Annotated in this window: 14 protein-coding genes; 5 read left to right on the forward strand and 9 right to left on the reverse strand. The window is 40.1% G+C overall.

Annotated elements, in window-relative coordinates; all coding sequences use genetic code 11:
• Positions 1-1,304: arginine--tRNA ligase (argS, locus tag QVO88_RS02215; RefSeq protein WP_288177724.1), on the forward strand; the 1,304-nt coding region annotated here is incomplete at its 5' end.
• A gap of 47 nt (positions 1,305-1,351) precedes the next feature.
• On the opposite strand, the gene QVO88_RS02220 is transcribed toward argS, so the two are convergent.
• On the reverse strand, positions 1,352-2,155 hold the full coding sequence (locus QVO88_RS02220) for a DNA-3-methyladenine glycosylase (RefSeq protein WP_022286903.1): 804 nt from the start codon (positions 2,153-2,155) through the stop codon (positions 1,352-1,354).
• 128 nt (positions 2,156-2,283) lie between these two features.
• On the opposite strand from QVO88_RS02220, the gene QVO88_RS02225 reads away from it, so the two are divergent.
• The 3 genes from QVO88_RS02225 (at position 2,284) to QVO88_RS02235 (ending at position 6,981) form a co-directional block, all read left to right on the forward strand.
• A complete protein-coding gene (locus QVO88_RS02225; RefSeq protein WP_022286904.1) occupies positions 2,284-2,967 on the forward strand; it encodes a DUF6062 family protein in 684 nt (227 codons plus the stop codon).
• Between the two features lie 925 nt (positions 2,968-3,892).
• Entirely contained in the window at positions 3,893-4,666 is a 774-nt protein-coding gene (rlmB, locus tag QVO88_RS02230) for a 23S rRNA (guanosine(2251)-2'-O)-methyltransferase RlmB (RefSeq protein WP_022286906.1), read from the forward strand.
• A gap of 20 nt (positions 4,667-4,686) precedes the next feature.
• Entirely contained in the window at positions 4,687-6,981 is a 2,295-nt protein-coding gene (locus QVO88_RS02235; protein ID WP_022286907.1) for a hypothetical protein, read from the forward strand.
• A 44-nt stretch (positions 6,982-7,025) separates the two neighbouring features.
• Here the strand turns inward: QVO88_RS02235 and QVO88_RS02240 are convergent, their stop codons facing one another.
• Positions 7,026-7,700 carry a uracil-DNA glycosylase gene (locus QVO88_RS02240; RefSeq protein ID WP_022286908.1) on the reverse strand — a complete coding sequence of 225 codons (675 nt, stop codon included), beginning with the start codon at positions 7,698-7,700 and terminating at the stop codon, positions 7,026-7,028.
• Positions 7,701-8,215: 515 nt separating this feature from the next.
• Here QVO88_RS02240 and QVO88_RS02245 point away from each other — a divergent pair.
• Entirely contained in the window at positions 8,216-9,196 is a 981-nt protein-coding gene (locus QVO88_RS02245) for a tyrosine-type recombinase/integrase (RefSeq protein WP_022286910.1), read from the forward strand.
• A gap of 37 nt (positions 9,197-9,233) precedes the next feature.
• Here QVO88_RS02245 and QVO88_RS02250 read toward each other — a convergent pair whose 3' ends face one another.
• The 7 genes from QVO88_RS02250 to thyX are packed head-to-tail and all read right to left on the reverse strand — an operon-like array spanning position 9,234 to position 15,361.
• Complete coding sequence (locus QVO88_RS02250; RefSeq protein WP_022286911.1) at positions 9,234-10,457, reverse strand: U32 family peptidase; 1,224 nt, start codon at positions 10,455-10,457, stop codon at positions 9,234-9,236.
• A gap of 18 nt (positions 10,458-10,475) precedes the next feature.
• Positions 10,476-11,876: an endolytic transglycosylase MltG gene (gene mltG / locus QVO88_RS02255; RefSeq protein WP_022286912.1), complete on the reverse strand. Its 1,401-nt coding sequence runs from the start codon at positions 11,874-11,876 to the stop codon at positions 10,476-10,478.
• A gap of 3 nt (positions 11,877-11,879) precedes the next feature.
• Positions 11,880-12,455 carry a 5-formyltetrahydrofolate cyclo-ligase gene (locus tag QVO88_RS02260; RefSeq protein ID WP_022286913.1) on the reverse strand — a complete coding sequence of 192 codons (576 nt, stop codon included), beginning with the start codon at positions 12,453-12,455 and terminating at the stop codon, positions 11,880-11,882.
• On the reverse strand, positions 12,452-12,994 hold the full coding sequence (locus tag QVO88_RS02265) for a DJ-1 family glyoxalase III (protein ID WP_022286914.1): 543 nt from the start codon (positions 12,992-12,994) through the stop codon (positions 12,452-12,454). The genes QVO88_RS02260 and QVO88_RS02265 overlap by 4 nt, the downstream gene beginning before the upstream one ends.
• A 19-nt stretch (positions 12,995-13,013) precedes the next feature.
• On the reverse strand, positions 13,014-13,919 hold the full coding sequence (locus QVO88_RS02270) for a DUF2156 domain-containing protein (protein ID WP_022286915.1): 906 nt from the start codon (positions 13,917-13,919) through the stop codon (positions 13,014-13,016).
• A 10-nt stretch (positions 13,920-13,929) separates the two neighbouring features.
• On the reverse strand, positions 13,930-14,598 hold the full coding sequence (locus QVO88_RS02275) for a deoxynucleoside kinase (RefSeq protein WP_022286916.1): 669 nt from the start codon (positions 14,596-14,598) through the stop codon (positions 13,930-13,932).
• Positions 14,588-15,361 (reverse strand): FAD-dependent thymidylate synthase, encoded by a 774-nt coding sequence (thyX, locus tag QVO88_RS02280; protein ID WP_265290635.1) that lies wholly within the window; start codon positions 15,359-15,361, stop codon positions 14,588-14,590. The genes QVO88_RS02275 and thyX overlap by 11 nt, the downstream gene beginning before the upstream one ends.
• Between the last annotated feature and the right edge of the window lie 82 nt (positions 15,362-15,443).

Raw genomic sequence — 15,443 nt, forward strand, 5'->3', positions numbered from 1 at the left:
TTCTTGTGGAATTTGTTTCTGCAAATCCAACAGGTCCTATGCACATAGGTAATGCAAGAGGCGGAGCTATAGGCGATTGTCTTGCGTCTGTTCTTGAAAAGGCAGGCTATGAGGTAGCAAGAGAGTTCTATATCAATGACGCAGGCAATCAGATAGAGAAGTTCAAGACTTCACTCGAAGTTAGATATCTTCAGATATACAAGCCTGAAACTGAACTTCCGGAGGACGCTTATAAGGGTCAGGACATAATCGACCATGCAAACGCATTCAATGAGATATACGGCGACAAGTATGTGAACGCTGACAGCGAGGAACGCCGTCAGGCACTTTGCGATTTTGCCTTGCCAAAGAACATTCAGAAGCTTCACGACGACCTTGGCAAATATAGAATACAGTATGACAAGTGGTTCAACGAAAGCACACTTCATAAGGACGGCTCAGTTCAGAGAGTTATCGAACAGCTCAAAGCAAGCGGTCATACCTATGAAAAAGACGGTGCCCTTTGGTTTAAAACAACAGAGTTCGGTGACGAAAAGGATAGAGTTCTCGTTCGTGAAAACGGTGTGCCAACATATCTTGTGCCTGATATCGCATATCACTACAACAAGCTTGCAGTAAGAAAATTCGATAAAGCTGTAGATATTTTCGGTGCGGACCACCACGGATATATAGCTCGTATTAAAGCTTCTATGACAGCACTTGGCGTTGACGCTGACAGACTTGACATTGTTATCATGCAAATGGTAAACCTTGTCCGTAACGGTGAAAAGTATAAGCTTTCCAAGCGTTCAGGCAAAGCTATCACTCTGTCAACTCTTCTTGACGAGATTCCAATAGACGCAGCAAGATTTTTCTTCAATCTCCGTGAGCCTAACTCTCACTTCGATTTTGACCTTGACCTTGCTGTATCTCAGACAAGCCAGAATCCAGTTTACTATGTACAGTATGCACACGCAAGAATTTGTTCTGTCCTTAAAAAGATGAACGAAGAGGGCATTGAAGTTAAGAGCCTCGACAAGGCGGCTCTCAGCGTCCTCACAGCCCCTGAGGAGCAGGAGATGATAAAACACCTTGCTACTCTGCCAAACGTTATAAACGAGGCTGCAAAGGCTTATGACCCAGCTAAGGTAACAAAGTATGTTATAGACCTTGCTACAATGTATCACAAGTTCTATAACAACTGCCGTATCATGGGAGAAAACGAGAGCGTTATGCAGGCAAGACTTTCACTTTCACTTGCAGTTAAGCAGGTAATAAAGAATATTCTTGATATGCTCAAGATAACTTGCCCAGAGTCTATGTAATAAAATATCAGACCCGACCGTGGAAAACTCTACGATCGGGTCTTTTGTTATTTCTGGGTATTTCTTATGTAGTGGAATAGATATTGCTGTGCAATGCCCTCGACACCCTTCACACAAGAGGGAAGTCCGTTCGGATACCACTGTGCAAGCACTCGCTTCACCCACACGTCTTTTGGGAAGGCGTCCGTTTTGTAAAAGCCGAAAAGCAGTGTACAATCAGCAACTTTCGGACCAACGCCCTTGATCTTCATAAGCTCGTTTCGTGCATCGTCAAGGGGCATTTCTTTTATATTTTGGTAGTCTATCTCACCGCTCAAAACCTTTTCAATGGCGTCAACAAGATATTTTGCTCTGAACCCTGAACGCAGATATGCAAGGCTGTCTATAGTTTCATCTGCCATATCTTCTGCAGAAGGGTAGCCGCTATAATGCTCACACAAACGTCCTATAATGCCCTTTATCCTTGGGATATTGTTATTCTGACTTATTATAAAGGAAGATAACGCCTCCCAACTGTCCTGCCTGAGTATTCTTATGCCGCCTGCAAATGAGCAGGCTTTTGACAGAGTTTCGTTCTCAGAGAAGCGGCGTTTAAGCTCCCCGTAATCAGTATTCAGGTCAAAATAATCGATCCAAATGTTTTCAAAGTTCTGCACAGTAGTGTCATGAAACCTAAACACGCCATTTTCGGGTTCCTCACTTATGGTAAGTTTGTTGTTAAGGAAAGCTCCGCTGTAAGTTTTTTTATCTATCTTCTCCCAGCGAAAAGCCTGTCCGCAATCAAGTGTATCATCTAGTCCAAAATCAGGCTGTTTCAGCAAAATGTCACTGCCGCTTTGTGTATAATCCATAAAATTCAGCTCCTATTTATCATAAAATCATCGAATCTACTTGCAAAATTCTACAAAAAATATTATACTATAAATATTAGTATTTTTCAAGCGGATAAAATAAACATATCTAAGAAAGGATAGATCATATGAGAGAAAGCATTCTGACAATACCTGTCACAGATATATTTGAGCCGAAATGCGGCTGTCCAATATGCCGCCTGCGTGATACGTTGGAGCAGAGAACTGTTGAGTACATAATGGGAGCGGCTATGATGGAGCCAGACGTGCGTATGGAGACCAATAAGCTCGGTTTCTGCAAAACACATTTTGAACAGATGAGAGCCTGCAAAAATAGATTGTCACTTGCGCTTATGCTTCAATCACATTTGCAGGATATGCAAAAGCATATTTTCACACGAAAGAAAATGTTCGAGGGCAAGACAGCAAAGCAAAAGAAAGTCAGCGCAGTTAATAACGAATGTTTTGTATGCAGCAAGGTGGATTGGGGAATGTCAAGGATACTCGTTACGCTGTTTGAGATGTATGTTCAACAGCGTGATTTCAGAGATCTTTTTGCTCAGCAGGAAATGCTTTGTCTGCCGCACTATGACCTTTTAGTGTCTATGTGTACTGAAAGTATGGATAAGAAATATCAGAAGCAGTTTATTGACGCTTGCGGCGAGCTGACAAGCAAATATCTTGACACTCTTGAAGCGGACGTATCACACTACTGCAAGATGTATGACTACCGTAACACAGGAGCAAATGCCGATTGGGGAAACTCAAAAGACTCCATAGAGCGTGCTATAAAATTTCTTACCACAAGATAAGAAATTTTCGTTACTTTTCGTTACAATGGTTACAGCTTAGATTTTATGCAGAAGATTGTAAAAGTACAATTATATGTACAGAAGATCAGCTTATATCATTTAATAGGTCATTGTTCTTTGAACAGGTCATTTTTTTGTACTTTGGATCTAGCATTGTAAATTTATTCTCAAACAAATTCAAAAATTATGTAAAGTGCGGTCATTCCGCTGCTAACAAATAACCTTCAACAGACAAGTTTGTGTGTTAATATATTCGTAACATTCTCGTGTGTATTTGTTCCCAAAAGTTAGCGTTTTTTCGCTTAAATGGTCGATTTTCGTTATAATATGAAGTTTTCAACAGCCTGCAAATACCGATAAAACCATGAGTTTTCAACGTTTTCAACATGGTTTTCAACAGAAAATGCCCCTACGAATGTTGAAAACTTTTCATATTCAACATTTTTGCGTTGAAATGTTGAATATTGCACTTTTTTAATGCCAACAATCAGTAATATAATCAAGTAATTGGTATTTAGAGGAGTTGACTGTAATGCTCAAAGGAATTAATAAACAAATCATCGAAATAAAGTGTACAGAAAATGAATGTTTTGATAAGATTCTATTATTTGTAAACGCAAATAAAAATCATCTACACCCTGATATTTTAAGAAAAAATGCTGTTGATATCGCAAGTGCGATAACGGGGGACAAAATGTTTTCGACAAACAGAAAATTCAACTTTGCGGCTGTGATATCAACTATAATTGGTGTGGCAATGCTTGTTCTGCTGCTTATCGCATTGTGTATGTGATAAGCATAAATATCATTGATAAAATTTGTGTAAATCGTCGAAAGTCTATATAAAAAGCCTGTTTACTATTGGCATTATGGTTTTTTTGTGGTATAATTACGAGTAGTATATTTTTTTGAAAAGGAAAATTCAATGAGTAATTATCAAGATAAAAATAATAATTTAGACGAAGAAAATGAACTGCAGTTTATAATTGGCAGAAACCCTGTTATCGAGGCTTTAAAAGCAAATAAGCTGATCGACACTATCTATATTAACCCTGAGGCTAAAGGCTCTATAACACTTATTTGTAGACTTGCAAAGGAAAAAGGCATAAATGTCAAGCGTGTTACCGAAACAAAACTCAACAATATGAGCAGGGGAGCTTCACATCAGGGTGTTATTGCTATGGGTGCGTGTGCGGAGTATGTGTCTCCGGAGGATATTCTCAGCATCGCAAATGAAAAGGGAGAGGATCCTTTCATTATCATTTGCGATGAGATAGAAGATCCGCACAATCTTGGTGCAATAATCAGAACGGCTGAGGCGGCAGGTGCTCACGGCGTTATCATTCCAAAGAGAAGAAGTGCATCATTGAACGCAACTGTTTTCAAAACGTCCGCAGGTGCAGCAAGCTGGTTGCCTGTTGCAAGAGTTTCAAATCTTGCTGCAACTATTGATATGCTTAAAGAAAACGGTGTGTGGATATATGGAACTGACGGCGAGGGACAGAGCTATACTGAAGTTAAGCTAACTGGTCCTATAGGGCTGATAGTCGGCTCTGAGGGCTTCGGCATGGGACGTTTAATAAAAGATAAATGTGATTTTTTGCTTAGTTTGCCTATGGCAGGCAAAGTCAATTCTTTGAATGCTTCCGTTGCGGCGGGCATTTTTATGTACGAAGCCGTAAGACAGAGAAATCTATAAGGAACAGGGAGGTTAAAGCTTTGGCTGATAAATTCTCAATAGACGATATAATTTCAGAATACAGCGAAAAAGTTGAAAACGATTTAAAGACTGACGAGTCACAGGAAAACGATGAAATTTTAAATGAAGATACTAATATTGATGAGAGTATTGAAAAAGATAATGATACCAGCGATATAGATAGTGACGGCTATGATCCAATAAAAGCAACAGATTTTGATGATGAATTGGCGTCAGATCATACGAATGAGAAAAAACGTAATGAGGAAAATGCTGCACTTATAAATAATCTCACCAAACATAAAAAAGGCAAGGCTGCAAAGCAGAGCATTCCGCCTGTGAACAGGGCAAGCCTTAAAGATATCAAAATGGGACTGACGGGAAAAATAATCCCGAAAACAGAGGAGTTTGACAAGGCACTTATCCCTGATGACGCCACCTATGAGGAAAAATCCTCTATATTGTCACAGCACAGAAAGAAGAAAGTTGACAGCTTTGTTCTTAAAACTGACGAGCAGGAAAGCGAGCCTGACAGTGATGATAAAAACGATAAAGACAAGGCAGGGCAGACGGAGTTTAAGAAGTTTGATGACGCCGAAAAGGTCTTTGGCTCTATCCGTCATGTGAAGAGCAACCTTGTTCTAAGGCTTTGTGTACTTCTGTTTACGGGCATTTTCAGCACATTCATCACGGTTGCAAATGACTTGGAACTACCCCTTATAAAGACATTTGACAGAACGATAACCCCTGCGGCATATCTGTTTGCAAACACTATTTTGGGTCTTATTTCTATAGCGGTGTGCTATAACGTGCTTCTTGCAGGAATGAAAAGCCTATTTAAAAAAGAGGCAGATAATGATACAATAGCAGCGATAGGTATTTTTATTACAGTCATTGCAGGAATAATAAATCTATTTGACCCTGAGTCTATTCGTGACAGTGTTTACCATGTTTACATATCCGTTGCAATCGTGGGTCTGATATTCAATACTCTTGGAAAACTTATGGTGGTAAAACGTACTGAACGTAATTTTAGGTACGTTGCAGGAGATTTTGAGAGATATGCAGTTACATCCGTTGAAGATGAGGAAATAGCAGAAAACTTCACAAGAGGTGCTGTTGCAGAGCCAAAGATAGCAGCTATGCGCAAAACCGAGTTTGTGGACGATTTCATGAAGAATAGCTACACTTCTGATATCTCAGATGAGTATTCAAAGAAAATAAGCCCTTATATCCTCATTGCAGGCGTTGTTATAGCACTTTTGTCACTTATATTTGATAAGGGTGCGTCAAACATGAAAGAACGTTTGTTCATAGCACTTGCGGCTTTCTCAGGCACTGTTACCATGTGTTCTTCGTTTGCGGTAATGCTTATAGTAAATGTACCTTTGGCAAGAGCTACAAAGAAGTATTTGCAGTATTCAGCGGTAATGCTGGGATATTCTTCTGTTGATGAATTTGCTGACACAAATTCACTTCTTGTTGACGCTGAACAGCTTTTCCCTAAAGGAAGTATTGAGCTTGCAAACCTTAAACTACTCTCAGCTATTTCTATTGAAGACTGCATTTTAATGGCGGCAAGCCTTAGCTGTCAATCGGGAAGTGTTCTTAAATCTACATTCTACAAAATGCTCAGAGGAAAGACTGAGTTGCTTTATCCTGTTGAAAGCTACATTTATGAGGACGGTCTTGGACTTTCGGGCTGGATAGAAAACAAACGTGTACTTCTTGGTACAAGAGAGCTTATGGAAAACCACTCTATTGATGGTCTGCCGTCAGAAGCAAAAGAGAAGGAGTATACAAATGGGAATGTTGCTGTATATCTTTCTATTTCTGGAATAACAGCAGCAATGTTCGTTATTCAGGTATCGCCTAATCTGTCCGTTACACGTTGGCTTCAGGAGCTTGAACTTGAAGGTATCACAACAGTAATAAGAACAGTTGACGGCTTTCTTTCACAGCGTTTTCTCTCTGACCTCTTTGATATTGAAAGCGACAGCGTTAAGCTTCTCAGCTTCAGATATCACAAGGATTACGAAAACGAAACCGAGTACGTTCCACGTCAGGCTTCATCAATGCTTTGCAGCGGACATTTTCCGTCATTTGCAATGCTTGTGATAGGCGCAAAAAGGCTCAAATTTACCGCAGAACTTGGTGCGTCAGTGATGTATGGTGCAACGATACTTGCGGCGTTCATAGCCCTTATAATGATGCTGACAGGTTCATTTGTTCAGCTTACTCCAACGCTAGTTATCGTCTACAACCTCATTGTAATGGGAGTAGCGTTGCTTATACAACACATCAAAAAACTATAAAAATAAAACCTCGGCCTGTAGTGATACAAACCGAGGTTATTTTTTTACTTATTGCTTATTGTCCAATCTATTGGCTGAATATTGTTACTTACAAGGAAATCGTTAACCTTAGAAAAATGCCTGCATCCGAAAAAACCATTATATGCAGACAATGGAGATGGATGAGCTGCCTTGAATACTGCATGAATAGGGTTCGTTATAAGTGGTGCCTTAGCCTTAGCATTGCCACCCCAAAGGATAAATGCAGTAGGCACATTACGCTCATTAAGCTTTTTTATTACAGCGTCAGTAAGCTGCTCCCAGCCTTTACCCTTATGAGAATTAGGCTGACCCTGACGAACAGTAAGAACAGTGTTCATCATCAGCACGCCCTGCTTAGCCCAATCGGTAAGCTCGCCATTATTAGGGATAGAGATACCAAGATCAGCATTAAGTTCTTTAAAAATATTCTGCAAAGAAGGTGGTGGATTAACACCAGCTTTAACGGAAAAACAAAGACCATGAGCCTGTCCCGGACCATGGTAAGGATCCTGTCCAATGATAACAGCCTTGACGTTTTCATAAGGCGTGTACTTCAATGAATTGAAGATATCATGCATATCAGGATAAACAGTGAAGTGTGAATATTCGTATTTCAAAAATTCACGGAGTTTCAAATAATATTCCTTTTTAAACTCATCAGCCAGAATATCGTCCCAGCTATTTCCGATATGCACCATTATACAGCACTAATGACAGTTCCGACGATCAGACCGAGTATAAGTGCGGCAACCAAAGCGAGAACGAGTATTCTCATGACCATAGGTTTCTTGTCGTTCATTAACTATCGTTCCTTTCATAAAATATACTACTATAATTTTATCATATTTTCGCTGTAAAATCAACTGTTTGGAGGAAATTTATAAAATAATTTGTTCAAAAAAATAATGAAGTGGCTCGCAAAGGTTCGTAAGTAAGCAACTGCTATACGAAAAAAAAATATCATATGAGCAAGGTTTTAACCTCGCCTTGCTTTATATGATATCATAAATTTAGTTGTCAATGGATTACCGCAAATGTAGCATAGCTTGACAGCCCACAAAGTAGGGTGTATACTTAAAGCAGTGCACAACGGGGAGAGCCGACAAGCGTAAAAGAGTCACAAACAGCCCCTCACACAGTGTGTACAGAAAGTTTCACTAAATAAAAATTTAGTGAAACTTAGAGAAGTGATAAATAAGGAGAATAGATATAAATGAAACAAGCATATGTAGATGATTGCCCATATTATCTTGACGATTTTCTAACTAACATGAAAGTTGTCAAAGACCGTTCTGACCGCACTGAAGAAGCTTATTTTATTGATATCCGAACATTTCTGCGATATCTTAATGTCAAGCACCATGCAATTCCAGCCGAAACGCCTTTCAATAAAATAAAAATAAAAGAAACGCCAATAGAATGGCTCGAATGCTTTTCACTAAACGATGCTTATGTTTATTTAAAGTATCTCAAAGATGAGCGCAATAATTCCACAAAAACCCGTGCAAGAAAATGTTCAGCTTTGAAACAATTCTATGTATATCTTTGTCAAAAAGCCAAGATTATTTCAAACAATCCGCTTGATGATCTTGAATTGCCACATATAAATCAAGCCTTGCCTAAATATCTGTCCCTTGAACAAAGCCTTGAGCTTCTGCGTAATATCGACTCTAAAAATCAGGTGCGTGATTATTGTATCATTACTCTGTTCCTTAACTGCGGTATGCGTCTGAGCGAGCTTGTGGGCTTGAATTTAAGCGATTACAGCCGAGATAACAGAACTCTACGTGTCCTCGGCAAAGGCCGCAAGGAGCGCATTATTTATCTTAACGACGCTTGTGTTTCTGCACTTGATGAGTATATTGACACTACCCGTCCCCATGTGGAACAAACTGCCATTTTTTTGTCAGCTAACAAAACAAGGATAAACAAGCGACGTGTTCAACAAATAGTAGATGAACAGCTCCAGCGTGCAGGACTTAGTAATTTGGGTATTACCACCCACAAGCTCAGGCATACAGCCGCAACCCTAATGTACCAACACGGCGGTGTAGATACTCTTGTACTGAAAGATATACTCGGTCACAAAAGCATTGCGACCACTGAGATATACACCCATTTATCTGATGAAAACATCAAAAAGGCCATGGAGTCGAATCCATTGTCTGAAGAAATTGAAAAGAAAAAGAAGTAAACAAAAGCCATGTGAGGAAAATCACATGGCTTTTTTGCTATTTTTTCATACGAATTATAGAATGTTCTGGGAATGTCAGATCTGATCTTATCGACATCTTCATAGCTGCATGGTTTGCAGTATCTATGGAGTTGTCGTATTCATCAAACATTTCCTCCACGGTGAACTTCACAGGGCTACCAACAGGTGAAAGCACTTCAATCTCGTCGCCCTTGTTGAATTTGTTTTTTTGAGTACAGTATATTCTTCCACCGCTACAACCGTCAACCACAGCCACAACATCATATTCACGAATATACCCGCCGTTTTCGTAATACTGGCTCTCCTTTGGGTGACCAAAGAAAAATCCTGTACAGTATGCTCTGTGGCTTACCTTGAAAACTTCATCCTTAAGCCACTGTGGCAACTCAAAATGCTTCGGATCAGACTTATAGATATCCATAGCCTTTCTGTAGGCATTTGTGATAACGGACACATAATACGAAGATTTAGCCCTGCCCTCGATCTTAAAGCTGTTCACGCCTACCTCTGCAAGCTTATCAATGTGGTTGAGCATACACATATCCTTGGCGTTGAGGATATAAGTTCCTTTTTCGTCCTCAAAAACAGGATAAAACTCATTGGTGCGCTTTTCTTCCATAAGGTGGTATCCCCAGCGGCAAGGCTGTGCGCACTCGCCACGATTTGCGTCACGGTTTACAAGGTACTGGGAAAGCAAACATCTGCCTGAAAAACTTACGCACATTGCACCATGTACAAAGCACTCAATTTCAAGATCTTTAGGGGTCTTTGCTCTTATTTCGGCGATCTCCTCGAGAGAAAGCTCTCTTGCAAGCACTACCCTCTTAGCACCCATGTTATAAAATTCATTTGCAGTAACATAATTTACTATACCAGCCTGTGTGGAAACATGAATCTCCATATCAGGTGCATATTTTTTTATCAGTGAGAAAACACCGATATCGTTGGCTATCATAGCGTCAACGCCTGCCGCAAGAGCGTCATTCACAAACTGCTCTAAATGCACTATCTCGTCATTATGAGGAAGCGTATTGCAGGTCAGATACACACGCTTACCCCTGCTGTGAGCCTCGTCACAGGCTTTTTTCAGAAGCTCAGCGTCAAAGCTTGCAGAGGCGGCTCTCATTCCGAAAGCCGTACCTCCAAGATAAACTGCATCAGCACCAAAATCCAGCGCCGCATACAGACGTTCCATATCTCCCACAGGAGCAAGAACTTCAAGCAAATTATTTTCAGTCATTAAAAATTCAATCCTTTATTACTTTTTCTTTGCAAGTCCAGCCTTAACAAGATTTTCCTCATGCTCGTCAAGTGTCTTTGCATAGAATGTTTCGCCCGTCTTAAGATTATTACAGAAGTAATAGTAATCAGTCTTCTTAGGCTCAAGAACAGCGTTTATTGCAGCCATACCAGGGTTGCATATTGGTCCTGCCGGCAAGCCCTTGCACTTATAGGTATCATAACACTCGGTATAATGCTCGATAGAAGCTGTGTTGTCAGCCTCGGTCTTTATAACATTCTTAATATAATTTGTTGTTGTATCAGACTGGAGCATAGGATAGGTGTCAGGGTCATCTAGTCTGTTCAGGAATACCGAAGCTACCTTTGGCATTTCGTCCTCAGAAGCGGCTTCAAGCTGAACGATAGAAGCAAGGGTCATAACTTCGTTAAGTGACATACCGGAATTTTTGATCTTAGCTTTGACAGATTCGTATTTCTTTTCAAACTGCTCTCTAAGCTTCTTGGTAACGTTTCCTGCACTGTCATTCACATAAAACTCATATGTATCAGGATAGAAATAGCCTTCCATGCGATAGAACATATCGCCGTTATCATCAACATCATTTTCAAAGTCAAAGCCTTGATTTTTATTGAATTCAAACAGGAAGTCGTCAGCAGTGCAGACCTCATTATCTTCAAGCTTTTTAGCTATGTCAAGAAGATTTTCTCCCTCTGTGAATGTAATACTTACAGTCTTGTATGACTCTCTCATTTGTGAAAGTTTTTCGATTATTTCAGAATATCCGCTTGATGGCTGAAGTGTGATATCACCAGGATATATAGCTGCGGGCTTTTCAAATTTCAAAGCAAGCATAAACAGCTTTTTGTTCTTTATAACTCCCTCATTTACAAGTATATCAGCTATCTCACTGTTTGTTGAGCCTGCAGGGATATTAAATCTGATATCCTCGTCAGTTTTTCCAATACCATAATACTCCATGCCAATAGAAATGCCGCCCACTGCAAGCACTAAAGAGACTGTAAGAATTACTATAACAAGTATAATTCCGCCAAACACCGAATTATTCACCTTGCTTTTCTTTCTTTTTTTCTTTTTCTTCTTGCTACTTTTTGACTTTTTTTCTTGCTTTTCGGGCTTCTCTGGCTCTTTATCCTCGTCTTCTTCGCCTTTGTCTTCCTCTGAGTTGTCTTCGTGAAAAGCTAGGATAGGTTCAGGCTTGTCATCGGTCGCTTCTGGAGTTTCCTGTGGTTTCTCGTCAGTATTATCTGCCTGTTCACAGGCTTCGGAACTGTTCTCAGTGTCAGCGATAGGCTCTGCTTCAACGCTTTCTTCGTCCGCTTCATTTTTCTCGGCAGACTTTATCTTGGCGTTGACATCATTTATTATATCGTCAACATTAAAATTCAGATCGTCCATTATTTACTTCCTTTCCTTTGTGTTTATAGTATATATATCCTTATCAGTAAATACCTTGTCTACAGAGATATCATAGCCGTCATGACAAAAGCTTTCTGACATACAGTTATCGTAACATAAACCTAGCTTTATGCCATTATAATCAGCCAAAAATCTGTCATAAAAGCCCATTCCAAAGCCAAGCCTGTATCCGTCTTTATCATACGAAAGCGCAGGCACGATACACAAGGCATTGTCAAAAACGCAGTATTTCTCACAACTTTCATCAGGCTCAAAAATGCCAAACCTACCCTTTTTGAGATCATAGGTGCTGTTTATTCTGTAAAAATACATAATATTGCCGTTTTTTTCACATCTCGGGCATAGCACTATTTTGCTCTTTAGCGCCTTTCTTACTATCTCCGCCGTAGACACTTCAATATCAGAGGAAACATATGCAAGCACAGTTGTGCAGCTTTTATACTCCTCGCTGTCAAGGAAAGCTTGCTGAACAGCCACATCTGCCTGTTTTCTTTCTTCCGCAGACATACTAAGACGTAACTCTTTGAAATGCTTTCTTAAAGCTTTTTTATCTGTCATTTGCTCTGCATACCTGATTCAAGGGCTTCTGCCTTTTCTTTTGAAACAAGAAGCTCTACAAGCTTGAGTGCAAACTTCATGCTGCAGCCTGCGCCCTTTGCAGTGATGAATTTACCGTCAACAGCCACAAGTCTGGCAGAATGTATCGCACCTTTAAGATCTTTCTCATAGCCTGGAAAACAAGTTGCATATCTGCCGTCAAGAAGACCCTTATGACCGATTATGGACGGAGCGGCACATATTGCGGCAATGTATCTGTTATTATCAGCACAGTAATCAACCGCACCAAGCACATCAGGGCTTGCTTCAAGATTTAAAGTACCCGGCATACCACCTGGGAGAACTATCATTTCGAGCTCGTCATTAAGAACTATCTTATCCACTGTTGTATCGGTCTTGACAGGAATGTTGTGTGAGCTGACTATCATATCAGAGCCTACGCCTACAGTAAAAACTTCAACGCCTGCTCGTCTGAGCAGATCCACAGGGGCAAGAGCCTCCATTTCCTCAAAACCATTGGCAAGAAATACATAAACCATAACAAATGACTCCTTTCGATCATCTGAAAGTAATTACATTTTTATTCAAAAGAAAAGCAGGATTATAAGAAAGCTTTGACTTTCTAAGACCCTCTATTCCTAGATCCTCTTCCCTGTTGATGAAGCTGAGACCCTTTGCATTATGCGACGCAAACTGACTACACAGCATAGGATATGCACCCTGAACGTCAGCGAGTGCTTTTTCTATATGCACCACAAAGGTATCCGAATTTATTTGTTCACCAACCGTAAAGCCTGTCATTTTATCATTTCTGTAAAGCACAGCGCCTTTAAGTCCGAGCCTATTCATATTCGTAAGAAAAAGATCAATAGCATATTGTTCAACCACCGCCGAAGGATCGTCAGCGTTGTCATTCTTATTATAAAACTCAGCCGAAAATTCAATACAGCTGTCTATTTCCTTATCAGTAAGCTCTCTGTATTCCCAAGGCTCGTCCATGAAACGCTTTATGTGGTTACGCTTGCCGTGATACTTTTTGCCTTTAAGCTCGATAAGGTCGGAAGCATTGTAAATATAGTCTGAACTGTCCCTATCATACTCGCAGATGATTTTATCACCATAATATTCTTTTATCCAGCTTAGGTTATCATCTGTTACAGAAGATACGATAAGCGGCTTTCCCTGGGCGGAAACATATTCTTTAAGCTCGTCAAAAAGCCTGATATATTTTTCTTTGCCCTCAACGTCTATTTTAACGCCCGCAGGAAATGTAAAATACGGCTGACCGTCCTCAAAGGAACAGCTTATATAAAAATCACCATAATGTGTTATTACAGTGTCATTAAGTCTTTGCCACGCCATATTATTTGCAAAGCAATATTCTGCTCCTCTGAAATCTGATACTGCAAGACACTTGGTTATCCATTCTTTGTCCTCAAAACTTATTTTTCTGAAATCAAACATTAAACACACATTACTTTCTATTGATTAACCCCAGAACATCTCCGAAAATCTTATCTTTTGTATAAGGCTCGCTGCCGTCGCTGCAAGGAATAATATCCCAATCCTGTTTCTCTGCGGTAAACAAAGCGGCTTCACGGCATTTTTTCAGATACTCCACATTTGCTTCATGGATATCCTTTTTGCTTTCATCTCCGCCGTATCTTCCCGACATCAGCTTTTGAGATATCTCTATTGGCATATCCAAGAATATCACCTTGTCAGGTCTTGGAAGCCCAAGCTTGTCATACTCGTAATCTTCAAGCCAACCTATAAAATCTTCCCACTGCTCTTTCGGCAGTTTTGTCATCTGATAAATGCAGTTTGACGTAACATATCTCGCTGCAAGTACAAGACTTCCCTCTTTATAGTCATGCTCCCAAAATTGTTTGTAGCAAGCGTACCTGTCAACAGCGTAAAAGCTTGAAGCTGCATAGGCATTCACGTCAGCAGGCGTTTTGCCTATTTCACCATTAAGATACATCTTTACCAACGCAGACGACGGATTATCATAGTCAGGAAAGCTTATAGCCTTATGCTTTATGTCATTTTCACTGAAATAAGCAGAAAGCCTTTCAAACTGAGTTGATTTTCCACTTCCATCAAGTCCCTCAAGAACTATAAGTCCAGATTTATTCAACATTATTCATTTCTCCGTAAATTTTCTTTACTTCAGCCATTTTTCCACAGCTCATTGCGCCCTCCGGACACTTGCCTTTCATCACACATGACGGACCTGCGTTCTTGAAGAGCTCAGGAGCGGCCTGCTTGCAAAGTCTGAGCATTTCATCAGCCACAGCCTTTATCTCCCATTGTGCTCTGTTACAGCATCTATGCTGGAAGAAATTAAACAGTGTTCTGACGTTCATTGTCACAACTATCTTTGTTTCACAAGCGTTTGGAAGAACAAATCTTGCGTCCTCATAGGCTTTTTTCTTAGCCTTGTTAAGTGCGTCCTTTTCAGACATACCCTGCTCTAAAAACGCCTTTTCATGTGTATTTGTAAGTATGTCTGCAATCTTATTATAACAATCAAGTAGCTGATCCATTTGCCTGTCAAATGCAGCCTTTGCTTCTGGCACAGCCTCTATTGATGGTGGCGTGATAAACTCAAAGCCGCTTTCATTTACATAACGCTGGCTTTTTTGAGAATAAGACGCAATTCTGTGTCTTACCAACTGATGAGAGCAGGCACGGGATATCCCCTCTATGCCAAAAGTAAAAGAAACGTGTTCCATAGGGCTTTCGTGACCAATAGACACGAGCCTTTCAATAAAGCTCTTTGTTTTTTCTTCCGTAAGACCCTCTCTAAGCGAGGCGATATCACTGCTTGAATAGCAAAGTTTTGCAGCAGTAGCAACCACCTTTTCAGGCTCAGGTGTATGGGTAATAAGTTCAACCCTCATCATATATGATCCTTTCCAAATATTTTTTATATTATACCATTAAAAAGCCTACAAGTCAACATTTTATTTTAAATGGCTATTT

It is taken from the genome of Ruminococcus sp. CAG:57, from assembly GCF_000435935.1.
GTDB lineage: Bacteria > Bacillota > Clostridia > Oscillospirales > Ruminococcaceae > Hominimerdicola > Hominimerdicola aceti.

Bases quoted from the DNA above. Each gene is read 5' to 3' on its own strand.
- QVO88_RS02245 (WP_022286910.1), top strand. From the start codon at position 8,216: ATGAAACAAGCATATGTAGATGATTGCCCATATTATCTTGACGATTTT.
- QVO88_RS02260 (WP_022286913.1), bottom strand. From the start codon at position 12,455: ATGACAGATAAAAAAGCTTTAAGAAAGCATTTCAAAGAGTTACGTCTT.
- QVO88_RS02250 (WP_022286911.1), bottom strand. From the start codon at position 10,457: ATGACTGAAAATAATTTGCTTGAAGTTCTTGCTCCTGTGGGAGATATG.
- mltG (WP_022286912.1), bottom strand. From the start codon at position 11,876: ATGGACGATCTGAATTTTAATGTTGACGATATAATAAATGATGTCAAC.
- QVO88_RS02220 (WP_022286903.1), bottom strand. From the start codon at position 2,155: ATGGATTATACACAAAGCGGCAGTGACATTTTGCTGAAACAGCCTGAT.
- thyX (WP_265290635.1), bottom strand. From the start codon at position 15,361: ATGAGGGTTGAACTTATTACCCATACACCTGAGCCTGAAAAGGTGGTT.
- QVO88_RS02225 (WP_022286904.1), top strand. From the start codon at position 2,284: ATGAGAGAAAGCATTCTGACAATACCTGTCACAGATATATTTGAGCCG.
- QVO88_RS02265 (WP_022286914.1), bottom strand. From the start codon at position 12,994: ATGGTTTATGTATTTCTTGCCAATGGTTTTGAGGAAATGGAGGCTCTT.
- QVO88_RS02275 (WP_022286916.1), bottom strand. From the start codon at position 14,598: ATGTTGAATAAATCTGGACTTATAGTTCTTGAGGGACTTGATGGAAGT.
- QVO88_RS02240 (WP_022286908.1), bottom strand. From the start codon at position 7,700: ATGGTGCATATCGGAAATAGCTGGGACGATATTCTGGCTGATGAGTTT.
- QVO88_RS02270 (WP_022286915.1), bottom strand. From the start codon at position 13,919: ATGTTTGATTTCAGAAAAATAAGTTTTGAGGACAAAGAATGGATAACC.
- rlmB (WP_022286906.1), top strand. From the start codon at position 3,893: ATGAGTAATTATCAAGATAAAAATAATAATTTAGACGAAGAAAATGAA.